22 protein-coding genes and 1 tRNA gene are annotated in these 20,796 nt (G+C 65.1%); 12 read left to right on the plus strand and 11 right to left on the minus strand.

Annotation, left to right across the window (positions count from 1 at the left end; genetic code table 11):
- Window positions 1–49: 49 nt before the first annotated feature.
- The 3 genes from ACFI9K_RS06905 to ACFI9K_RS06915 form a co-directional block, all read right to left on the minus strand.
- On the minus strand, window positions 50–475 hold the full coding sequence (locus ACFI9K_RS06905) for an SRPBCC family protein (RefSeq protein WP_462662824.1): 426 nt from the start codon (window positions 473–475) through the stop codon (window positions 50–52).
- A gap of 79 nt (window positions 476–554) precedes the next feature.
- Window positions 555–628: transfer RNA gene (locus ACFI9K_RS06910), tRNA-Pro, on the minus strand.
- Window positions 629–645: 17 nt separating this feature from the next.
- Window positions 646–1,584, minus strand: coding sequence for a metallophosphoesterase (locus tag ACFI9K_RS06915; RefSeq protein ID WP_442970926.1), 939 nt, complete (start codon window positions 1,582–1,584; stop codon window positions 646–648).
- Window positions 1,585–1,769: 185 nt separating this feature from the next.
- Here ACFI9K_RS06915 and ACFI9K_RS06920 point away from each other — a divergent pair, with 185 nt between their 5' ends.
- Complete coding sequence (locus ACFI9K_RS06920) at window positions 1,770–2,234, plus strand: GatB/YqeY domain-containing protein (RefSeq protein ID WP_057477143.1); 465 nt, start codon at window positions 1,770–1,772, stop codon at window positions 2,232–2,234.
- 66 nt (window positions 2,235–2,300) lie between these two features.
- Here the strand turns inward: ACFI9K_RS06920 and ACFI9K_RS06925 are convergent, their stop codons facing one another.
- Window positions 2,301–4,649 (minus strand): penicillin-binding protein, encoded by a 2,349-nt coding sequence (locus tag ACFI9K_RS06925; protein ID WP_462663023.1) that lies wholly within the window; start codon window positions 4,647–4,649, stop codon window positions 2,301–2,303.
- Window positions 4,650–4,944: 295 nt separating this feature from the next.
- On the opposite strand from ACFI9K_RS06925, the gene ACFI9K_RS06930 reads away from it, so the two are divergent.
- Window positions 4,945–5,268 carry a WhiB family transcriptional regulator gene (locus ACFI9K_RS06930; protein ID WP_462662825.1) on the plus strand — a complete coding sequence of 108 codons (324 nt, stop codon included), beginning with the start codon at window positions 4,945–4,947 and terminating at the stop codon, window positions 5,266–5,268.
- A 45-nt stretch (window positions 5,269–5,313) separates the two neighbouring features.
- Here the strand turns inward: ACFI9K_RS06930 and ACFI9K_RS06935 are convergent, their stop codons facing one another.
- On the minus strand, window positions 5,314–6,444 hold the full coding sequence (locus tag ACFI9K_RS06935) for an ArsA family ATPase (RefSeq protein WP_462662826.1): 1,131 nt from the start codon (window positions 6,442–6,444) through the stop codon (window positions 5,314–5,316).
- Window positions 6,441–7,448, minus strand: a complete 1,008-nt coding sequence (locus ACFI9K_RS06940; protein ID WP_462662827.1) for an ArsA-related P-loop ATPase — start codon at window positions 7,446–7,448, stop codon at window positions 6,441–6,443. Before ACFI9K_RS06940 ends, ACFI9K_RS06935 begins: the two co-directional genes overlap by 4 nt.
- Before the next feature lie 106 nt (window positions 7,449–7,554).
- Between ACFI9K_RS06940 and ACFI9K_RS06945 the strand changes: the two genes are divergently transcribed.
- Together ACFI9K_RS06945 and ACFI9K_RS06950 are read left to right on the plus strand one after the other, a co-directional pair.
- Window positions 7,555–7,722, plus strand: coding sequence for a DUF4177 domain-containing protein (locus ACFI9K_RS06945; RefSeq protein WP_072691993.1), 168 nt, complete (start codon window positions 7,555–7,557; stop codon window positions 7,720–7,722).
- A gap of 6 nt (window positions 7,723–7,728) precedes the next feature.
- On the plus strand, window positions 7,729–8,187 hold the full coding sequence (locus ACFI9K_RS06950) for a RidA family protein (protein WP_462662828.1): 459 nt from the start codon (window positions 7,729–7,731) through the stop codon (window positions 8,185–8,187).
- 39 nt (window positions 8,188–8,226) lie between these two features.
- Here the strand turns inward: ACFI9K_RS06950 and ACFI9K_RS06955 are convergent, their stop codons facing one another.
- Window positions 8,227–9,081, minus strand: coding sequence for a Gfo/Idh/MocA family protein (locus tag ACFI9K_RS06955; RefSeq protein WP_462662829.1), 855 nt, complete (start codon window positions 9,079–9,081; stop codon window positions 8,227–8,229).
- A gap of 75 nt (window positions 9,082–9,156) precedes the next feature.
- Here ACFI9K_RS06955 and ACFI9K_RS06960 point away from each other — a divergent pair, with 75 nt between their 5' ends.
- Window positions 9,157–9,948 (plus strand): MBL fold metallo-hydrolase, encoded by a 792-nt coding sequence (locus tag ACFI9K_RS06960; RefSeq protein WP_462662830.1) that lies wholly within the window; start codon window positions 9,157–9,159, stop codon window positions 9,946–9,948.
- Here ACFI9K_RS06960 and ACFI9K_RS06965 read toward each other — a convergent pair.
- Both ACFI9K_RS06965 and ACFI9K_RS06970 read right to left on the minus strand, forming a co-directional pair.
- A complete protein-coding gene (locus tag ACFI9K_RS06965; RefSeq protein WP_027494494.1) occupies window positions 9,945–10,619 on the minus strand; it encodes a Crp/Fnr family transcriptional regulator in 675 nt (224 codons plus the stop codon). The genes ACFI9K_RS06960 and ACFI9K_RS06965 overlap by 4 nt on opposite strands.
- 255 nt (window positions 10,620–10,874) lie before the next feature.
- On the minus strand, window positions 10,875–11,144 hold the full coding sequence (locus ACFI9K_RS06970; RefSeq protein ID WP_462662831.1) for a hypothetical protein: 270 nt from the start codon (window positions 11,142–11,144) through the stop codon (window positions 10,875–10,877).
- A gap of 92 nt (window positions 11,145–11,236) precedes the next feature.
- Between ACFI9K_RS06970 and nth the strand changes: the two genes are divergently transcribed.
- From nth to marP, 4 genes are read left to right on the plus strand one after another with little or no spacing between them, the layout of a single operon-like run.
- Complete coding sequence (nth, locus tag ACFI9K_RS06975; RefSeq protein WP_462662832.1) at window positions 11,237–12,004, plus strand: endonuclease III; 768 nt, start codon at window positions 11,237–11,239, stop codon at window positions 12,002–12,004.
- A 50-nt stretch (window positions 12,005–12,054) separates the two neighbouring features.
- Complete coding sequence (locus ACFI9K_RS06980; protein WP_462663024.1) at window positions 12,055–12,663, plus strand: TlpA family protein disulfide reductase; 609 nt, start codon at window positions 12,055–12,057, stop codon at window positions 12,661–12,663.
- A 23-nt stretch (window positions 12,664–12,686) separates the two neighbouring features.
- Window positions 12,687–13,373: an NUDIX hydrolase gene (locus ACFI9K_RS06985; RefSeq protein WP_462663025.1), complete on the plus strand. Its 687-nt coding sequence runs from the start codon at window positions 12,687–12,689 to the stop codon at window positions 13,371–13,373.
- The gene (gene marP / locus ACFI9K_RS06990) at window positions 13,370–14,560 is read left to right on the plus strand and encodes an acid resistance serine protease MarP (protein ID WP_462662833.1); all 1,191 of its coding nucleotides are present in this window, start codon (window positions 13,370–13,372) and stop codon (window positions 14,558–14,560) included. The genes ACFI9K_RS06985 and marP overlap by 4 nt, the downstream gene beginning before the upstream one ends.
- A gap of 7 nt (window positions 14,561–14,567) precedes the next feature.
- Here the strand turns inward: marP and ACFI9K_RS06995 are convergent, their stop codons facing one another.
- Window positions 14,568–15,500: an alpha/beta fold hydrolase gene (locus tag ACFI9K_RS06995; RefSeq protein ID WP_462662834.1), complete on the minus strand. Its 933-nt coding sequence runs from the start codon at window positions 15,498–15,500 to the stop codon at window positions 14,568–14,570.
- Between the two features lie 24 nt (window positions 15,501–15,524).
- Window positions 15,525–16,019 carry a phage holin family protein gene (locus ACFI9K_RS07000; RefSeq protein ID WP_462662835.1) on the minus strand — a complete coding sequence of 165 codons (495 nt, stop codon included), beginning with the start codon at window positions 16,017–16,019 and terminating at the stop codon, window positions 15,525–15,527.
- 268 nt (window positions 16,020–16,287) lie between these two features.
- Here ACFI9K_RS07000 and ACFI9K_RS07005 point away from each other — a divergent pair, with 268 nt between their 5' ends.
- The 3 genes from ACFI9K_RS07005 to ACFI9K_RS07015 all read left to right on the plus strand — a co-directional run bounded on the left by ACFI9K_RS07005 (window position 16,288) and on the right by ACFI9K_RS07015 (window position 20,749).
- Window positions 16,288–17,658 (plus strand): MFS transporter, encoded by a 1,371-nt coding sequence (locus ACFI9K_RS07005; protein ID WP_462662836.1) that lies wholly within the window; start codon window positions 16,288–16,290, stop codon window positions 17,656–17,658.
- A gap of 106 nt (window positions 17,659–17,764) precedes the next feature.
- Window positions 17,765–18,745 (plus strand): cytochrome c oxidase assembly protein, encoded by a 981-nt coding sequence (locus ACFI9K_RS07010; RefSeq protein WP_462662837.1) that lies wholly within the window; start codon window positions 17,765–17,767, stop codon window positions 18,743–18,745.
- Between the two features lie 141 nt (window positions 18,746–18,886).
- Entirely contained in the window at window positions 18,887–20,749 is a 1,863-nt protein-coding gene (locus ACFI9K_RS07015) for a glycosyltransferase family 39 protein (RefSeq protein WP_462662838.1), read from the plus strand.
- Window positions 20,750–20,796 lie beyond the last annotated feature (47 nt).

Genomic DNA, 20,796 nt, shown 5'->3' on the forward strand with positions numbered 1-20,796 from the left:
AGTACCGTACTGGACGCGAGTCGCCGCGTCACCGTGAAGCCACCTCGGGTCAGGGAGCCAGGCGGGGCAGGTTCTTCGAGATGCTCGACGTCAATGCCTTGCCGACGATCGCAGCGAGTCCTGGGATCGGTGCGTCGAACCCGATCGTGTAATCGAGCTCGGTGCCGCCGTCGGTAGTGGGGGTGAGCTTCTGCACGCCCCAATGGCCGCGTAGGGGGCCACCTTTGGTGATGCGGTACTCGATGAGCGAGTTCGGCTCGGAGGCGGTTGTGGTCTCCTCGAACGCGGGCAGCGGCCCCAGCTTCAGGCTGCGGACCGACCCGGCCCCGTTGCGCGAGGTGTCGCCGTCACGAACCCGGCGGATCTTGGCCATGAACAGCGGCCCGAGGTTTTCGTGCTCGGACAATGCCGCGAAGACTACCTCGGGGGGAGAGGCGAACCGGTGGGTGACGTGGACGCGGGTTGGTGTCGGCATGACTCACAGTAGCGTCGATCACGCGAAGAAAAGGGACCCACTCGACTGAATCGAGTGGGTCCCTTCGGTGGTCCAACTGTCGGGGTGGCGGGATTCGAACCCACGACCTCTTCGTCCCGAACGAAGCGCGCTACCAAGCTGCGCCACACCCCGTGTACCGCTGGAGAAGTCTAACTCACGACTGCCTCGGAACGCGAAACGCCCTCGTCGGAGACGTTTCTCGGACCCATTCTGGGGGCCGGAGTCAGCGTGATCAGAGTCGCCTCGGGGCGGCAGCAGAAGCGTGCCGGCGCATAAGGCGAGGTGCCTACGCCCGCCGAGACGTGCAGCTGGGTGTGCGCACCCCACTTGGACGGACCCTTGACCCGGGAACGGTCGATCTCGCAGTTGGTCACCAGGGCGCCATAGAACGGCAGGCACAGCTGACCGCCGTGGGTGTGACCGGCGAGGACGAGGTCGTAACCGTCCTGGGCGAACCTGTCCAGCACGCGTGGCTCCGGCGAATGCGTGATGCCCAGGCGTAGGTCTGCCAACGGGTTCGGCTGGCCGGCGATGGTGTCGTATCGGTCCCGCTTCAAGTGCGGGTCGTCGACGCCGGCAGCCGCGATACGTACCCCGGCGACCTCGAGTTCGCGACGTACGTGCGTGACGTCGAGCCAGCCCCGCTCGGAAAACGCGGCTCGCAGGTCACGCCACGGCAGCGATTCACCCGTCGTGCGCTTGTGGTTCTTGTCGAAGTACTTGAACGGGTTCTTCGGCTTGGGTGCGAAGTAATCGTTGCTGCCGAACACGAACAGACCCGGACGAGCCAGCATCGGCCCCAGTGCCTGCACGACGCTGGGGACGGCACGTTGGTGGGAGAGGTTGTCGCCGGTATTGACGACCAGATCGGGCTCGAGGCGGTCCAGTTCACGGAGCCAGTTCTGCTTCATCCGCTGGCCCGGCATCATGTGCAGGTCGCTGATATGAAGCACCCGTAGAGTCGCCGAACCGGGCTCGAGCACGGCCATGGACGTTTCGCGCAGCGTGAAGGCGTTGCGTTCGATGAGGGTGGCGTAGCCGAGCCCCAACGCGGCGGCACCCGCCGTCCCGATGACGGAACTCTTCAGCGGTGCCGCTCTGACGGCGTCACGCACGTGCTCGGCGGCACTGCGCAGTTGCTCGGGGGCGCTGCGCAGCTGCGTCGAAGAACGGAGAAGCGAGGGACTGAGTTGAACGGCCACCGAATCCACGATACGGCAGCAACCTGATATGGACGTGCGAGAAGGAAGCCGCGCCGCGTAGCGTTTCGGCCATGTCCGAACTCAAGGCCCGTATCCGAACCGACCTGACCGCAGCGATGAAGGCGAAGGACAAGCTCCGCCTGGCAACGCTGCGCATGATCCTCGCCGCTATTCAGACCGAAGAGGTCTCCGGCAAGGAGGCCCACGAGCTGACCGACGACGACGTCCTGAAGGTGCTGGCGAAGGAATCGAAGAAGCGCGGCGAATCCGCAGAGATCTACACGCAGAACGGGCGCGGCGAGCTCGCAGCCAACGAGCACGCAGAAGCTCAGATCATCAACGAGTACCTGCCGACCCCGCTCACGGACGAGGAACTGGCCACCATCGTCGACACCGCCATCGCGCAGGTCGCCGAGGAGCTGGGTGAGCGACCGGCGATGAAGCAGATGGGTCAGGTCATGAAGATCGCGTCGGGGCTCGCCGCTGGCAAGGCCGATGGATCCCGCCTGTCAAAGGCCGTCAAAGACCGTTTGTAGCCGACGGCACGTGAGTGGAACTTCGTAGCAGGTACCGAAGTTCCGCTCACGTGCGGCGAAGCCGCTCTAGCGAGGAACCGTCAACCCCGGGATCGCCGGTATCTGAATGCCCGGCGGTAGGTCCGGTATCTGAATGTTCGGCAGCGCCGGGGCCGGAGCCGGGGCCGGTCGAACCGAGCCGTCACTGACGTAGATCGTGATGTTCGACCCCGGCACAGCCGAACCCGACGGCGACGTGGACACCACAGTGCCGCGTGCAGCCTGATCTGCCGTCGTCACAGCCGTCACCTGGAAGCCCGCGCCCTGCAGCGTGGACGTCGCGGAAGACTGACTCTGACCGGTGACATCGGGAACCTGGCCGTTCGCCGAGCCACGGACGTACTTCTGGTCGACGGGTGGCAAAGCGACGGGCCCGTAGTTCGTGGCAATCGGAGTCATGGCGTCGAACCACGTTCGCGCCGGCTCGTTGCCGCCGTACAGATTGCCCGAGCCGCACGGACGCAGCGGGAACGAACAGATCTCGCTGGGGGTAGGCGAGTCGCCGTAGGTGTACACGGCGGCTGCGTAGTTGTTGGTGAACCCGAGGAAGCCCGAAGAACGGTTGGACTCGGTGGTACCGGTCTTACCGGACATCGGGAGGTTCCAGCCGGCCGAACCCGCAGCGGACGCGGACGTACCGCCGGCCTGGTCGTCCTTGCTCATCGCGTTGGCGAGGGTGTTCGCCAGACCGGGCTCGACGACCTGCTCACATGCCTGGTGAGCGACCGGTACGGGCTTGCCGTCGCGGTCGAAGATCGAGTCGATCGGGGAGGGTGGGCACCATTTACCGCCGGAAGCCAGCGTGGCAGCCACGTTGGACAGTTCCAGCGGATTCACCCAGGTAGGTCCGAGGGTGAACGAGCCGAGGTTCTGACTCTTCTGGAAATCGGCCATCGACTGCTCGGTGCCCGACGAACCCGGGTCGGTGTACGAGCGCAGGCCGAGGCGAACCGCCATGTCGACAGTCGGCGTGACGCCCACGGACTCGATCAGCTTGACGAACGCAGTGTTGGGGGACTGAGCGAGCGCATCGGTGATGGACAGCGCGGGTGGGTAGTTGCCTGCGTTCTCCACGCAGTACGTGGAGGCGGGGCAGTTACGGGCACCGCCGTCGCCGACGCCCTTGACCTCCACGCGTTTGGGGACCTGCAGCGTCGCACTGGTGCCCAATCCGCGTTCCATCGCGGCGGCTGTGGTGAAGATCTTGAAGATCGAGCCCGCTCCGTTGCCGACGAGGGAGTGCGGCTGCGGTTGGACCGTCTCGTCTGCGTCGGCATTGAGGCCGTAGGTACGGCTGCTGCCCATCGCGAGAACCCGATGCTGGTCCTGGCCGGGTGCGACGACGTTCATGACCGTGGCCACACCGTCGAGGCTCGGGCTGGTGTTCTCGACCAGCGCGGCCTTGGTGGAGTTCTGCACAGCGGGGTCGAGCGTCGTGCGGATGAGGTACCCGCCCTTGTCTATCTGCTCCTGGCTGATTCCGGCCTGGGCGAGGTACTGCAAGGCGTAGTCGCAGAAGAATCCGCGGTCACCTGCCGCGATGCATCCGCGGGGCAGAGTCTGCGGGACCGGCAGCACTCCGAGAGGCTCGGCCTTGAGAGCGGTCAGTTCCGCAGCGCGTTCGGGAAGGTTCTGAATCATGGTGTCGAGCACGGTGTTCCGTCGCTCGATCACGCCCTCTTCGTTGGTGTACGGGTTGAGGGCCGAGCTGGACTGCACCATTCCGGCGAGCATCGCGGCCTGGACGGCGCTGAGCTGGCTGGCGTCGATGCCGAAGTAGGTCTGAGCCGCGTCCTGGATGCCGAAAGACGCGTTACCGAACGGCACCAGGTTGAGGTACCTGGTGAGAATCTCGTCCTTGGTCAGTTCCTTGTCGAGGGTCAGCGCCATCCGGATCTCGCGGATCTTGCGAGCGGGCGTGGTCTCGATCGCCGCACGGCGTTCGGCGTCGGTCTTGGCCACCACCAGCAGTTGGTAGTTCTTCACGTACTGCTGATCGATGGTGGACGCACCCTGCTCCACCTGGCCGCTGGTGGTGTTGGTCAGGAACGCACGCAGCGTGCCCTGCCAGTCCACGCCGCGGTGTTCGGCGAAGCGGCGGTCCTCGATCGAGACGATGGCGAGTTTCATCTCGTTGGAGATCTTGTCGCTCGGCACCTCGAATCGGCGCTGCTCGTACAGCCAGGCGATGGGTGTGCCGTTGACGTCCGTCATCGTCGAGACGGCGGGCACGGCACCCTCGACCAACTCGGCCGAAACGTTGTCGACGGTATCGGCGGCGCGATTCGAGGCGTACCCGAATCCTCCGGCCATGGGGAACATCACGCCGGCGAGCAACGCACCGGCGAGTGCTGAACATCCGGCGAGCTTCGCCACGGTTTTTCCGACTGACACAGAGCACAGCGTACGTGGGTGCTGCTCGGACCGGCATCAGGCCCGCATGCGCTGTGTGCTGCGCCCCTGCTCGGGACGGCCGTACCAGAAATGTGACCTCGCCGTCTTGCATTCGGGGCCGGCTTTACCTAAATTATGAGCACGGTGTGATTCACGTAACACTTGATAATGATTGTGGGGCAGCTCTTAGAATTTGTGCTTCGCCAGCGAGGTACAAACTTCCTTGGAGCCTCCGGGACGTCCAGCTAGGGCGACCGACACGCAAAGGGGTATCCGCATGCATACGACAACCGCGCCGACGCGACTCGATGTAGAAGAAGCAGAAGCACGCATCGCTTGGGTGTCGCACGCCCGCTGCAAGGGAACCGACCCGGACCAGCTCTTCGTCCGGGGTGCAGCGCAGCGCAAGGCCGCGACGATCTGCCGGCACTGCCCGGTGTTGATGCAGTGTGGTGCGGATGCACTCGACAACCGAGTCGAGTTCGGCGTGTGGGGCGGGATGACAGAACGTCAGCGCAGGGCCCTGCTCAAGCAGCACCCCGAGGTCGACTCCTGGTCCGATTTCTTCGAGACCCAACGCCAGCAGCAAGCAGCTATCTAGCCCCTGCCGCGCCCGGCCGGGCCCCAGCTTTCGGGCCCGGTCGAACTAGCCCTTTCGGGTGAGCTGATCGGCCACCGCACTCAGCGCGGCCAGGTCGGAGACCTCGAACGGCAAGGACGGAACGCCGACGATGGGCACGCGGGGATGCGCACCGGTGAATCGTCGAAGCAACCGAACCTCACGCGCAGCCGTCACGGCACGCTGAGCGTGGATACGGAGAACGGCAGCGGTGAGTTCGGCACCGGGTTCGTCGATCCGATCGAGCAGATCCGCGGCCGTGGCAGCGTGATCGGCCTGAACCGACGACAGCGTCGGGTGCGTCCGGTTCACCACCAGTCCGGCCAGCGGCATCTCCTCGGCCGAGAGGCGTTCGACGAAGAACGCGGCCTCACGTAGCGCGTCGGGTTCGGCGGCGGCAACAACGAGGAAACTGGTGCCCTCCTCGCGTAGCAACTGGTAGGTACGCGTCGCGCGCTCCCGGAATCCGCCGAACATCGAGTCCAGTGATTGCACGAAAGCCGATGCGTCGGAAAGCATTTGACTTCCGATCACCGTGGACACTCCGCGCATCGCCAAGCTCATCGCGCTGGTGACGACGCGGGTGATGCCGCGGCCGGGAGCGGTGAGAAGCCGGATGAAGCGCCCGTCGAGGAACGATCCGAGCCGCTGCGGTGCGTCGAGAAAATCCAACGCATTGCGCGACGGCGGAGTGTCCACCACGATCAGATCCCACGACGTGTCGAGCGACAGCTGCCCCAGCTTCTCCATCGCCATGTACTCCTGCGTGCCCGAAAAGGACGACGCCACAGTCTGATAGAACGGGTTCGCCAATACCTGCGCGGCTTTCTCCGGCGTCGAATGCTCGATGACCATCTCGTCGAACGTGCGCCGCATGTTCAGCATCATCGCGTGCAGTTCGCCTTTGGCACCGGCACCCAACTTCACCGGTTGCGGGCTGTTGTCCAGATCGCCGAGCCCCAGAGCCTGAGCCAGCCGGCGAGCCGGATCGATGGTGAGCACGACGACGCGCCTGCCCTGTTCGGCGGCGCGCAGAGCCATCGCCGCGGCGGTGGTCGTCTTACCGACCCCGCCCGCCCCGCAGACCACGACGATCCTCGACGTGGGATCGGTCAGAATGCGGTCGACGTCGAGTTCGGTTGCTATTGGTCGAGTCATCGGACACCCTGTTCTGCAAGCTTGGCGGCGAGCTCGTACAAGCCGCCGAGATCTACACCATCGGCCAACATCGGCAACGACATGCGCGCGACGTCGAGTTCGTCGAGCTGCGTTGCGCTCTCGACCTGAGCCGAGAGCGTCGACGCATGCTCGATGGATTCGGTGAGCAGACCCGCGAAGTCGGCCTCGGAGAGGGTGATTCCGGTCTTGGCGAGGCCGTCCTGAATCGCCGCGGCGTCGATGTCACCCTCGGCGATCGCCTCGAGCGTGTCGTCCGGCAGGAACGTCGGCTCGGTGCGGTTCACCACGACCGTGCCCAGCTGCAGATCTGCCGCCTCGAGTTCGCGAACCGCGTCGGCGGTCTCCTGCACCGGCAGGGCTTCGAGCAGCGTGACGAGGTGTACGACGGTCTCCGCCGAGTGCAGCAGCCGCACCACGCCCTCGCTCTGCGAGCGGACCGGCCCGCCTTTGGCCAGATCGGCCATGGCCTTGGTGACGTCGAGGAAGTTCCCGATGCGGCCGGTGGGTGGCGAGTCGACGACCACCTCGTCGTACGCGCGGTTGCCCTTCTTGTCCGTCCGCACCACACATTCCTTGACCTTGCCGGTCAGCAGGACGTCGCGCAGGCCCGGTGCGATGGTCGTCGCGAACTCGATGGCACCGATCTTGCGCATGGCGCGACCGGCGAAGCCCAGGTTGTAGAACATGTCGAGGTATTCGAGAAACGCGGTCTCGATGTCGATGGCCAGTGCGTAGACCTCGCCGCCGCCGTCCGCTGTGGCCACCCGCGTCTCCACCGGCGGCAGCTGTGGCACGTCGAACAGCTGCGCGATGCCCTGCCGTCCCTCGACCTCCACCAGCAACACCCGTCGACCACCGGCGGCAAGCGCCAACGCCAACGCGGCGGCGACCGTCGACTTACCGGTGCCGCCCTTACCGGACACGAAATGCAGCCGCGCGGCATCTGCCTTCGCCGGCCATCCCTCTACCTTCGATGTACCCACGCCTCGACCATATAGAGATGCGATGCCGGTCGTCCGACGGAACCGGCAATCCCGTCTTCGCAGTGACGCACCCCTCGTGATCGGTCGAACGATAGGGTCGACAGTCATGAGCGAAAAGATCATCTGGGAGTACTTCACCGCACCGGTGCTGATTCATGCCACCAAGCAGATTCTCGACAACTACGGCTCCGAAGGCTGGGAGCTCGTGACGATCATGGCCGGCCCCAACGGCGGCGACACCTTGGTCGCGTACTTCAAGCGTCCGAAGGGCTGAGCGGGAGTGGCGACGTGGAGTGAGCGACTGTCCGAGCTGGGCATCGAACTGCCCGACGTGGTTCCGCCACTGGCGGCGTATGTCCCGGCCGTACAGGTGGGTTCCCTCGTCTACACCTCGGGCCAGCTGCCCATCGTGGACGGGAATCTGACGACCGCAGGCAAGGTCGGCTCCGAGGTCTCGGCGGAGGATGCCACTGCAGCAGCGCGCACCTGTGCTCTGAACGCGCTGGCCGCCGTGCACGCGCTCGTGGGAATCGACTCGGTAGCGCGCGTGGTGAAGGCCGTCGGCTTCGTGGCGTCGGCCACCGGGTTCACCGGTCAGCCCGGAGTGATCAACGGGGCGTCGAACGTCATCGGTGAGATTTTCGGTGACGCAGGCAAGCATGCCCGCTCGGCTGTCGGTGTCGCCGAACTGCCTCTCGGTGCTTCCGTGGAAGTGGAACTCATCGTCGAACTGCGCTGACCCCAGTGGCGTGATGGTGTGCCTGCGAAGGCACTCACGTCACTGCGGCATAGCCGCATTGATCACCTTCTGCAGGTGCAGGCCTCGGTGCACGGAGCACTCGTGATCGACACCCGACTCGACCGATTCGAGAAATTCGTCCAGCAGGACGGCGAAGCAGTCGGTCGACGAGGTGGATCGATCGGTGAGGGTCTCGACTCCGTCGGTACCGCTCAACTCGATGCGCATGAGCGACGGCATGATCGGTGTCCGCAGCGACAACTGCACCGTGCTGCGGGCGCCGCCCTCGTGCTCGAGTAGTACCGTCCAACTGTCCGACGCCACCTCTCGGTGCGAGTAGGCAACGCGGACAATGGTTCCCAGCGCCGCGTCGAGTAGGTCGAACACATGTGGTCCGATGTCGAGGATCGCCCCGTCGTCGTGCCGCCACTGCGAGCCCGCGTACGCCCCGCCGAGGATGGCACCGGAGAACCAGGTTCCCGAGCCGGCCGCCCATGGGCGTCCGGCCGCCGTGTCGAGGAATTGTCTTGTCTCCGGAGCGAATCGGAGGGTCAGCGTCACCATCGAGCGAACGCCGGCGGCGGTGACGGCCTCGGCCAATTCCTCGGCCTCGGCCACTGTGGCGGCAATCGGCTTGTCCAGCAACACATGTTTGCCTGCTCGCGCGGCGCGCAGTGCGTACCCGGCCTGCACGGCGGGTGGCACGGCGAATGCCACCGTGTCGACGGCGTCGAGCAGGGCGTCGTAGGACTCGAAGACCGGCGCTCCCAGTTCGGCCGCTGCCTCGGGTCGGCGCGCCCACACCCCGGTGAAGTCGACGCCGGGATGAGCGAGCAACGACGGGGCTTGGGTCTTGCGGGCCCAAGGGCCGGCCCCGACCAGTCCGATTTTCATGCGCGTCCGATCCTCATGACTGTCGACGGTAGTCCTCGTCGCCACTCGACGCGGCGCGCGACCTACAGTGTTTCAATGGCCGATTCCACATCGAAACATCCCGCCTACGGACTGCTCCGCCCGGTGACGCCCACCGCGTCGGTTCTGCTCGCCGAGAACCCGGGCAAGATGACGCTCGACGGGACGAACACGTGGATTCTGCGGGCACCGGGGTCCGAGGAGTGCATCGTCGTGGACCCGGGTCCGAAGGACAAGGCCCACCTCGACGCCGTCGCCGCGTCGGGCACGGTTGTTCTGACTCTGGTGACCCATCGCCATGCCGATCACACGGCGGGGTTGAAGCGGTTTCACCGCAAGACGGGAGCGCCGGTCCGGGCGGTGGGGGAGAAGTTTCTGTTCGGCGGCGGCGAACGGCTGGCCGACGGCGAGGTCATCGACGCGGCGGGTCTACGGATTCGAGTGCTGTACACGCCCGGACACACGGCGGATTCGGTGAGCTTCGTGCTCGACGACGCAGTTCTGACGGGAGATACGATCCTCGGCCGCGGCACGACGGTGCTCGACCCGAAAGACGGATCGCTCGCGGACTATCTGAATTCGCTCGATCGCCTCGAAGCCGCCGGCGAGGGCAAGACGGTGTTGCCGGGGCATGGGGCCGAGCTACCGGACACCGCCGAGGTGGCGCGAACGTATCGCGCACACCGTCGGCAGCGGTTGGATCAGGTGCGGGCAGCGTTGGCCGAGATCGGTGAGAACGCCAAACCCATGCAGGTGGTGCGCCACGTCTATTCGGACGTCGACAAGAAGTTGTGGCCGGCTGCGCGGATGTCGGTCAAGACGCAGCTGGCCTACCTCAGGGAAAGCTAGCGAGCGCGGCGAGCCAGACGCTCGGAGTCCGAGATCAGCACGGACTTGCCTTCGAGGCGCAGCCATCCGCGGTGAGCGAAGTCGGCCAGTGCCTTGTTGACGGTCTCGCGTGACGCTCCGACGAGCTGAGCGATCTCTTCCTGCGTCAGGTCGTGGGTGACGCGCAGCGATCCCGCTTCCTGGGTGCCGAAGCGCTGCGCGAGCTGCAACAGTGCCTTGGCCACGCGTCCGGGGACGTCGGTGAAGATGAGGTCGGCCAAGTTGTTGTTGGTGCGGCGCAACCGGCGGGCCAGGACGCGCAGCAGCTGCTCGGCGATCTCGGGGCGCTGGTCGATCCAATCCTTGAGCGCAGCGCGGTCCATGCTGACGGCGCGGACCTCGGTGACTGTGGTGGCCGAGGACGTGCGCGGGCCGGGATCGAAGATGGAGAGCTCGCCGAACATGTCCGACGGTCCCATGATCGTCAGCAGGTTCTCGCGGCCGTCGGGGGAGCGTCGTCCGAGCTTGATCTTGCCGGAAACGATGATGTAGAGCCGGTCACCGGGCTCACCCTCGTTGAACACGACGTGTCCGCGGGGGAAATCGACAGGCTGCAGCTGCTTCGTCAGTGCCGCAACCGCAGAGGGCTCGACTCCTTGGAAGATGCCGGCCCGTGCCAGGACGTCGTCCACTTGCGCTCCTTTTGGGATGTCGGCGATGCGGTGACCCGCACCCCCGAAGGCGTTTGTACACACTCGTCTCACCCCCGAATCGCGCGAACGATTCAGGCGTCGATGCCGATGCAATGTTCAAACACAACAATTACCTCAGGGGAGTCTACTTCGACTCTGCCGAAACCGAGTGATCGACGCCACCACAGGTTGCCAGAGGAACGGGACGTCTGTTCGCGTTCACCGTAAATTCATCGAAATGCGGACAAATGGTGCTCAGCTTGCCCGTTGGTCGGCCATGCCGTCACGAGTGTCGATCGTGCGAGGAGGAGTCTGATGACGCTTGCGGCTGTTGAATCGAGCCAGGGCGTGCGGGAAGCCCTCGTTGGCCAGGGTGGCGACCTCCGACTTGCTCGCCTGATCGAGGAATTCCTCTACTTCGTGCTCCCGAACGCCGAGCTTGCTGAGCCGGAACTCGACGCGTTCCATCGCGAGTGCGAAGAGCATGAGTAGTACCGGAAAGAGCACCACGGCGAGTCCTTGCATACCGGCCAGTTAACACCGAAAAGGTCTCGATACAAACACGGTGCGCTGCTGCCGCGACGAACGTTACGCATTCTTGTCCGTACAGTTGTGGCGTGGAATCGACTGCCCCGAAACGCCCCGACGTGCGCAAACGCGTGGAGACGCCGCTCGGCCTCGTGCGCCGGGCCCGCCGGATGAACCGAACGCTCGGGGTCGCGTTTCCGCACGTCTACTGCGAACTCGACTTCACCACACCCCTCGAACTCGCCGTGGCCACCATCCTGTCGGCGCAGTGCACCGACAAACGCGTCAACATGGTGACTCCGGCCCTTTTCGTGAAATATCGCACTGCCCGCGACTACGCCGAGGCAGACCGCACCGAACTCGAAGAGTTCATCCGAACCACCGGCTTCTACCGCAACAAGGCCAACTCGCTGATCGGGCTGGGGCAGAAATTGCTGGAGAACTTCGACGGCGAGGTCCCAGCATCGTTGAAGGATCTGGTGACGTTGCCCGGGATCGGCCGTAAGACGGCCAATGTCGTGCTCGGCAATGCGTTCGACGTACCCGGCATCACGGTCGACACCCACTTCGGGCGGCTGGTACGCCGCTGGCAGTGGACGGCGGAGGAGGACCCGGTCAAGGTCGAGCATGCCGTCGGCGCGCTCATCGAGCGCAAGGAATGGACCGTGCTCTCGCACCGCGTCATCTTTCACGGTCGACGCGTCTGCCACTCCCGCACACCGGCGTGTGGGGTGTGTGTCCTCGCGAAGGACTGCCCGTCGTACGGCCTGGGGCCGACCGATCCGGCCACCGCCGCCGCTCTGGTGAGAGGCCCCGAGACCGATCATCTGCTCGCTCTCGCCGGAATCGTGTCGTGAACAAGGCCGCTCTCCGCTGGTCTCTGCTTGCGCTCGTACTCGTCGTCGGGATGGTCTACGCCCTCTGGCCGCGTAGCGACTCCTCGGACCCGCAGCTCGGGGCCGGTCCCGGTCTGGGGCAGCGAGGACCGTCGACGGCCGAGCGCCGGGCCGCCGACACCCCCGAAGCCCTCGAACCCCTGCGGCAGAACGCAGGTTTGGCGGCCTGTCCGACGGCCTCGGGCGCGTCGACGGGTCCGCTGACCGGACTCACACTCGAATGCATTGGCGACGGCTCCGCCGTCGATCTGGGCCAGGCACTGGCCGGTCGACCCGCACTGCTCAACATCTGGGCCTACTGGTGTGGACCGTGCGCGGAGGAACTGCCGTACCTGCAGCAATACGCGCAGCGGGCAGGTGATGCCGTCACCGTGCTGACCGTCCACAACGACGCCAACGAGGCGAACGGCCTCACTCGCCTCACCGATTACGGCGTCACCCTGCCCGGAGTTCAGGACGGCGGCGGACGCGTCGCCGCGGCGGTGGGAGCTCCGAACGTACTGCCCGTATCCGTTTTGATATCTGCGGATGGCACTGTCGCCAAGGTGCTACCTCAACCTTTCAGAAGCGTCGACGACATCGCCGACGCCGTGCGCGAGAACCTCGGAGTGACGTCGTGAGCGCACCCGAGTGGCTCGGGCGCATGCTCGACGTCGCCGGCAGTGCGAACGGGCTCACCGACACCACCGGCATCAACCCGGTACTGCAGCGCCATGCGCAGCCGGCCGAGCGAACCCGTTCGGCGGCGGTGCTGGTGTTGTTCGGCGGCCCTGCGGCTGCCGACCCGACCACCCCCGGCGGGCTGCCTGCCGAGGCGGACGTGCTGCTGACCCAGCGCGCGTCGACGTTGCGTGATCACAGCGGGCAGATCGCGTTTCCAGGCGGCGCCACCGATCCCGGTGACGACGGGCCCATCGGTACCGCGCTGCGCGAGGCCCAGGAAGAGACCGGGCTCGATCCGGCCGGGGTGCTGCCACTGGCGACGATGCCGGGCATCTATGTGCCGCCCTCCCGATTCGACGTGGTTCCGGTGCTCTCGTACTGGCAGAACCCCAGTCCGGTGCGGGTGGTCGACGCGGGTGAGACCGAGCGGGTGGTACGAGTTCCGTTGCGAGAGTTGCTCGATCCGGACAACAGATTTCAGGTGCGGCACCCCGCCGGCTACCAGGGACCGGCCTTCTCGGCACAGGGAATGCTGGTGTGGGGGTTCACGGGCGGTATTCTGGCGGGCCTGCTCGCTGTGTCGGGCTGGGAGTCCGAGTGGGACACAGGGGATATACGTGATCTGGAGGCCAGCTTGACTGCGGTAGGAGCGAGGCTCGATCTGTGACGGGTTCAGGGTGGGTCGATATCGCGGTGATCGCCGTCGCGCTGCTGGCGGCAACGTCGGGTTGGCGACAAGGCGCTGTGGCGTCGGCGCTGGCGTTTCTCGGTGTCGTGTTGGGTGCGGTCGCCGGGATTCTGGTGGCACCGCACGTGCTCGAACACGTCGACGGGTCTCGGACGAGAGTGTTCGTCGGCATTGCGTTGATCGTGGTGTTGGTGATCATCGGTGAGGTAGCTGGCATGGTCCTCGGGCGCGCTCTGCGTAGCGGGATACATTCGCGCGCAGCCAGATCCGTGGACAGCACCATCGGTGCCGGGCTGCAGGCCGCCGCTGTTCTCGCCGCTGCGTGGCTGCTCGCCATTCCGCTGACGTCCTCCTCTCAGCCGGAGGTGGCCAGTGCCGTCCGTGGGTCGACGGTTCTGGGCAAGGTCGACGAGGTGGCACCCGACTGGTTGCGTCAGGTCCCCAAGGAATTCTCCGCGCTGCTCGACACGTCCGGATTGCCGGACGTCATCGGCCCGTTCGGGCGCACCCCGGTTGCCGACGTCGCCGCCCCGGATTCCGGGATCGCCGCGGGGCCCGTTCCGGTGGCGCTGCAGTCCAGCGTCATCAAGATCAACGGCATCGCGCCGAGCTGCCAGAAAGCCCTGGAAGGCTCCGGTTTCGTCGTCGGATCCGACCTGGTGATGACCAACGCGCACGTGGTGGCCGGTACTTCCGAGGTGACGGTCGATTCGCCGAACGGACCGCTCGAGGCAGACGTCGTCCTGTTCGACCCAGAAGAAGACGTTGCTGTGCTTCGTGTTTCGCAGCTGCAGGCACCGGTGCTGACATTCGCTCCGTCGCCGGCCGAATCCGGTTCCGACGCCATCGTGCTCGGTTACCCGGGCGGTGGTCCCTATACGGCGAGCCCGGCGCGAATCCGCGAGATCATCAAACTCAGTGGCCCGGACATCTACCGCACCGGAACGGTCAAGCGTGAGGTCTACACGGTGCGTGGATCGGTTCGGCAGGGCAATTCCGGTGGACCACTGGTCAATTCGTCCGGTGAGGTACTCGGTGTGGTGTTCGGCGCTGCCGTCGACGACCCCGACACCGGATTCGTCCTGACCGCATCGGAAATCGCGGACGAGCTGGCGCAGAGCTTCGATGCACCGGTCAGCGTGGGTACCGGCGACTGCATCGTCTAGCGGGGCATCAGCGTTCGAGTGCGACGCGCAGAATCTCCTCGGACACCACGTCCGGCGCTTCTTGGTGCACGTAGTGCCCCACGTCCCGCACGGTTCGACGCGTCAGGCCCGGGGCCCAATGCCGATCCCGATCGAGGGTGGTGGGCAGGACGTACGGATCGAGGTCGCCACTGATCTGCGCGACGGGAATCGAGGTCTTGACGTCGACGGCGTCCATGAAGCGTCGGCCGTCCGAACGGAATTGGCTGCGGAACGCCCAGCGTTGGTACTCGAGTGCGCAGTGCGCGGCCCCGGGGATTCGGATGGCCGAGCGCATCCTGCCTGCGGTGTCGGCGAAGTCCTCGGTGTGCTGCCACTGCGACCCGGCCCGGCTCCGCATCAGCTCCTCGACTGCGGCCCCGCCTCGACGGGTGAGCAGTTTCTCGGGACGCAGTGGCACTTGGTATCGGACGAAGTGCGGCAACAATGCACCGCGCTGTTCGGAATCCTTCAGGACGGCACGACGCAACGAGATGGGATGCGGCGCGTTGATCAGCACCATCGAGCGGACCATCCGGGGATGCAGGGCCGAGCTGGCCCAACAGACCAGGCCACCATCGGCGTGTCCGACGAACGTCGCGTGCGGGTAACCCAGTGCACGAACGAGACCGACGATGTCGCCGGCCAAGGTCCATCCGTCGTAGCCACGCGGAGGCTTGTCGGAGTCGCCGTAGCCGCGGAGATCGACGGCGACCGCACGCACGCCGGAACGAGCGAGCGCATCGAGTTGGTGATGCCACGAATACCAGAAGTCGGCGAAGCCGTGCAGTAGAACCACCAGCGGGGCGTTCGGTTCGTGTTCGCCGACCTCGACGATGTGAAACCGAATTCCGTTGGCGTGGATGTCGCGATGGATCCACTGTCCCGGGTAGCGGACCGTGGACGGATCGGGCTGATTCATACCGCTCGATTCGCCGGGCGTCGACTACTTCTTGTAGCCGGGAATTCCGGGGATGGAATCGTGCTGGTTCGGCAGTACCGTCGACGCCTGCTTGAGCGAGTCGATGGTCTTCTCGGGCTTGCGCAGCTTCTTGACTCTGCGATATCCGAGGAACCCGAACAGCCCCGCGACCAACACCATGAAGGCGAAGACGATGAGGAACGCGGCCCACCGGTAGAGCCACACGTCGAGCAGTTCGGCGGCGAAGAAGAAGAAGAAGAACGTGCTGAACAGCAGCACCGTCAACGCGACGATGAAGAAGACGCTGCCCTGCAGGCCCTTCTTGACCTCGCCGGTGACCTCGGCCTTGGCGAGGGCTACCTCGGCACGAACGAGCGTCGAGACCTGAGTGGTTGCGTCCTTGACGAGGTTTCCGATGCTCGCGCTACCGGGTGTACGGGCATCGACATCGGTCAGAGGTATCGACGAAATCGTGTTCGGGACGCCGTTGCCGTATCCCTTGTCATTGCTGACGCTCAACTCTCGACCCCTTGTAATCGCTCTGCTCGGTGTTGCGGTGATCGCTCTGCTCTGTGTTGCGGAAGATCGTATCGACAGTAGTGCCTAAGAAGCAGATTATCTGTTCCGCGGCAGCCGAGCGACGCTCGGCCCATCGTCGGTTACCTCTGCGCCCGTCGGGACAAACACGAAAATTCTGCACGAACCGGCAACGAACGGACCGGGGGCGTGAAATTCTCAGGTGTTCATCAGGTAATTTTCAGGGAACTTCCCTCTTCAGGAGCAATTCGTGAGTTCAACACACGCCGTCACGGACGACGGCGCAATTCCCGCACCCCAGGTGCCTCGGTCACGCATCGTGATCGCCTCGATGGTCGGCACGTCGATCGAGTTCTTCGATTTCTACATCTATGCCACCGCCGCGGTGCTCGTCTTCCCCCGCTTGTTCTTCCCCGCGGGCAACGACACGACCGCGCTGCTGGCGTCGTTCGCGACGTTCGGCTTGGCGTTCGTCGCACGACCCATCGGCTCTATTCTGTTCGGCCACTTCGGTGATCGCATCGGACGCAAGGCGACGCTCGTCGGGTCCCTGCTGACGATGGGTGTCGCGACTTTTGCGATCGGACTCCTGCCGACCTATGCCGCAGCGGGTCTGTGGGCACCGGCTCTGCTGGCGATCATGCGCTTCACCCAGGGCGTCGGCCTCGGCGGTGAGTGGAGCGGTGCAGCGTTGCTGGCCACCGAAACCGCCAAGCCGGGCAAGCGGGCCTGGGCGGCGATGTACCCGCAGCTGGGCGCGCCGATCGGCTTCTTCTTCGCCAACGGCATCTTCTTGCTCATCGTCATCGCGACCGGCTACGACTCCGCGAACTCCGGCACCGACCACGCGTTCCTCACGTGGGGCTGGCGCATCCCGTTCCTGCTCAGCGCGATCATGGTGATCATCGGCCTGTACGTCCGGCTCAAGCTCGAGGAGACGCCGGTGTTCAAGCTGGCCGTCGAGCGCGGCCAGAAGGTCAAGACCCCGTTGGCTCAGGTGTTCAAGACCAGCTGGCGTCAGCTGATCATCGGCACGTTCGTCATGCTGGCCACCTACACGCTGTTCTACATCATGACGACCTGGGTGGTCAGCTACGGAACAGGCAAGGTGTCGGACGTGGGCGGGCCCAAGCTGGCCATCCCGTACACGGATTTCCTCGAGTTGCAGCTGATCGCGGTGCTGTTCTTCGCAGCCCTGATCCCGGTCGCCGGGCTCCTCGCCGACAAGTACGGCCGACGTCCGACGCTCATCGTCATCACCGCGGCGATCGTGCTGTTCGGCCTCTCGTTCCATTGGTTCGCCGACCCGTCGTCCGCGTCGGCGGGCAAGATGCTGGTGTTCATGTGCGTCGGCCTCGGACTGATGGGCCTGACGTTCGGACCCATGAGTGCCGTTCTGCCAGAGCTGTTTCCGACCAACGTGCGTTACACCGGCTCGGGAATCTCGTACAACACCGCGTCGATCCTCGGTGCCGCAGTGGCCCCGTTCATCGCAACCTGGCTGGTGAGCAGCTACGGCGTCGGCTGGGTTGGCGTCTACCTGGCCATCGCTGCAGCACTGACACTGATCTCGCTGATCGTCATGAAGGAAACACGAGACCAGTCGCTCGACAGCGTGTAGTTGGATTCACCGGCCGTCGCCCGGTATGTCCGAAACAATCGGACATACTGGGGCGCAACGGACTTGATTCGTTCGTGCAAAGCGGATCGGGTGCACACTGGTTCCGGTGCCTCCTACGTGGACCTCCCTGATACTCGACTGGCGATTCGATCCTGCCGCGATCGTCGTCGCTGCTGTACTCACCTTGACGTATGTGCGAGCTGTGCGCCGATCGGCGCACAGCGGGACGCACATAGGGGCGGCACGCCGGGCCGGGTTCCTCCTGCTCGGGGTCGGTACCTTCGTTGTCGCGACGTGCTCTGCGGTCGGTGTCCTTGCCGATGAACTGTTCTGGGCGCGGTGCCTGCAGGTGGTGCTGCTGTTGATGGTCGTTCCCTTCGGCCTGGCGATGGGCCGCCCGCTCACGGCACTGCGCGAAGGCTCAGGAACGGTCGGCCGGAACAGAATCGACCGGCTCCTCACCCATGGATTCGTTCGCATATCGGTGCACCCCGCGATGACATCGGTACTGATGATCGGTACACCCTGGTTGTTCTTCCTGACTCCATGGTTGCACGCCGTACTTGTCGATGCGGCCGCGGATTTCGGCACTGCTCTCGTGTTCGTGACCGTTGGATTTCTGTACTTCTACGCTCGGTTGCAGGCGGATCCGGTACCGCGTCGGTACTCGCAGTTGATTTCACTGCTGATCACCATCGCCGAGATGCTCGGCGATGGCGTACTCGGAATCGTGCTGTGGCTCGGTCCGCTCCTGCCTGCGGTGGACTATCTGGGATCACTGAGGACGTGGGGGCCTGCACCGGTGACCGATCAGATAATCGGGGCCGGAGTGTTCTGGATCCTCGGGGACATCCTCGGTATGCCGTTCCTGCTGGCACTGTTGCGAGCATTCCATCTCGACGAGAAGGCTGCGTCGGACCTCATCGATGCGGAACTCGATGAGGCCGAGAAACATCCGACTCGACCTGGCGAGGCCGAGTCGACGGTGGTGGCCGGCGAGGATCCTCCCGCTTCTGCTGGTGCACTGTGGTGGGCCGCGGACCCACAGTTGCACGACCGTTTTAGGCGTGAACCACCGAGGAAATGATGGCCCGTTACTCGATCACGTTGCGGTGCAGACAATTCGGGCAAATTGCGCTCCGGTCCACATTGACGGCCGATTGTCAGGAAGTCGAGTGCACATCCTCAGGATCGAGGTCGACACTGATCGACTGTGACCATCCAATCTGTGAGCGCCGACTCTGGACTCGACGTGAGTCGACCGCGTTGGGCGATGCCAACTCTTGCCGCACTTCTCGTCGGAACAGCAGGGGCCTACGCCCTCGACCTGAACCGCGAGCACTGGGGTAATTCCTTCTATGCGGCGGCCGTTCAGGCCGGCTCGATCAGTTGGAAGGCGTTCCTGTTCGGTTCGTCCGATGCCGCGAACTCCATCACGGTGGACAAACCACCGGCGTCGCTGTGGGTCATGGAGCTCTCGGTACGAATCTTCGGCCTCAACTCGTGGTCGCTGTTGTTGCCGCAGGTGCTGATGGCCGTGCTGAGCGTGGGAATCATGTACGCGATCGTCGCCCGTCGATTCGGATACGGGGCAGCGCTGATTGCAGGCGCCGTCTTGGCCACCACCCCGACCTTCGCGCTGATGTTCCGCTACGACAATCCCGACGCTTTGCTCACCCTCACCCTGTTGGGGGCAGCGTGGGCGATGCTGCGAGCTCTCGAAGACGGACGCACTCGCTGGCTGGTGCTGACCGGCGCTGTCATGGGTCTCGGATTCCTGACCAAACAGCTGCAGGCGTTCCTCGTCGTTCCGGCTCTTGCCGTGGCCTACGCGGCGTTCGGTCCGCCCAAGCTCGGAACTCGACTTCTGCAGTTGCTGGCCGCCGGTGCCGCCGTGCTCGTCTCCGCGGGATGGTGGGTGGCGATCGTGCAACTGGTGCCTGCAGCGGACCGGCCCTGGGTCGGTGGATCGAAGACCGACAGCATTCTGGATCTGACCTTCGGCTACAACGGCTTGGGTAGGTTGACCGGTAACGAACACGCGGGCACCGCCGGATCGTCTGCCGGTGATGCAGCGCAGGCAGGCGGTTTCGGGCCGGGTGGGCACGGACCACAGACGGGCATCACCCGGATGTTCGCGGCCGCCCAGGGCGGTCAGATCTCGTGGCTGATTCCGGCCGCGCTGGTACTCGTGATCGCGGGAATCGTGTTGCGCGGCAAAGCTCCTCGGCAGGACTTTCAGCGCGCATGGTTCGTGATGTGGGGGCTGTGGCTCGTCGGGTGCTCGGTGGTGTTCAGCTTCATGTCGGGCACTTTTCACTCGTACTACACGATCGTTGTCGCTCCGGCGATCGCCGCCATCGTCGGAGCGGCCGTCCGCGAGCTGTGGGTGAGGCGCGAGAAAGCCTCGTGGCGTGCGGTTCTGGTGCTGGCTTCGGCGATCACGACGGCTACCTCGTTCGTTTTTCTCGCGCGAACCCCCGAATTTGTGCCGTGGTTGCGGTGGGTGGTGCTGGGAGTCGGGGTTTTCGTCGCAGTGGCTCTGATGTTCCGTCGGTCCCGATCGATGTCGATTGCATTGGGGGCGATGGCAATTGCGGTCGCTCTTGCCGGCCCCGTCGCCTACGTCGCCGATACCGTGGTCACTCCGCACACGGGAGGTGGCCCGTCGGCCGGGCCTGCGGTTGCGTCCGACCAGGCCGCGAATCGAAGTGGTCGAGGGGGTGAAGACGCCGAGCGGTCGACGCAATTCGGCTCCCCATCGGCTCCTGACTCCGAGCTGACCGGACTCCTAGAGGCCGATCCGCAGAAGTACACCTGGGCGGCGGCGACCATCGGATCCAATGCCGCGGCGGTCCTGCAGCTCGCGACCGACGACCCGGTGATGCCGGTGGGTGGATTCTCCGGAAGCGACCCGTCGCCCACACTCGACCAATTCGAGGCCGACGTGGCCGCGGGAAAGATCCACTACTTCATCGCCGGAACGGGCAAGACCAGGCCGTCGGCGATCGGTGACTGGGTGGCCGCCACGTTCACATCGAGGACTATCGGCGATTACACGGTGTTCGATCTGACGGCCTCAGCGGCCTGAGCGGCTGCGCCGCATGTGCACGGAACCTCGTAGCCCACTACGGGTTT

It is taken from the genome of Rhodococcus sp. PSi06, from assembly GCF_054960675.1.

Bases quoted from the DNA above. Each gene is read 5' to 3' on its own strand.
- ACFI9K_RS06920 (WP_057477143.1), top strand. From the start codon at position 1,770: ATGTCCGAACTCAAGGCCCGTATCCGAACCGACCTGACCGCAGCGATG.
- ACFI9K_RS06980 (WP_462663024.1), top strand. From the start codon at position 12,055: ATGGTCTACGCCCTCTGGCCGCGTAGCGACTCCTCGGACCCGCAGCTC.
- ACFI9K_RS06955 (WP_462662829.1), bottom strand. From the start codon at position 9,081: ATGAAAATCGGACTGGTCGGGGCCGGCCCTTGGGCCCGCAAGACCCAA.
- ACFI9K_RS06995 (WP_462662834.1), bottom strand. From the start codon at position 15,500: ATGAATCAGCCCGATCCGTCCACGGTCCGCTACCCGGGACAGTGGATC.
- ACFI9K_RS06970 (WP_462662831.1), bottom strand. From the start codon at position 11,144: ATGCAAGGACTCGCCGTGGTGCTCTTTCCGGTACTACTCATGCTCTTC.
- ACFI9K_RS06930 (WP_462662825.1), top strand. From the start codon at position 4,945: ATGCATACGACAACCGCGCCGACGCGACTCGATGTAGAAGAAGCAGAA.
- ACFI9K_RS06905 (WP_462662824.1), bottom strand. From the start codon at position 475: ATGCCGACACCAACCCGCGTCCACGTCACCCACCGGTTCGCCTCTCCC.
- ACFI9K_RS06960 (WP_462662830.1), top strand. From the start codon at position 9,157: ATGGCCGATTCCACATCGAAACATCCCGCCTACGGACTGCTCCGCCCG.
- ACFI9K_RS06935 (WP_462662826.1), bottom strand. From the start codon at position 6,444: ATGACTCGACCAATAGCAACCGAACTCGACGTCGACCGCATTCTGACC.
- ACFI9K_RS06985 (WP_462663025.1), top strand. From the start codon at position 12,687: ATGCTCGACGTCGCCGGCAGTGCGAACGGGCTCACCGACACCACCGGC.
- ACFI9K_RS06945 (WP_072691993.1), top strand. From the start codon at position 7,555: ATGAGCGAAAAGATCATCTGGGAGTACTTCACCGCACCGGTGCTGATT.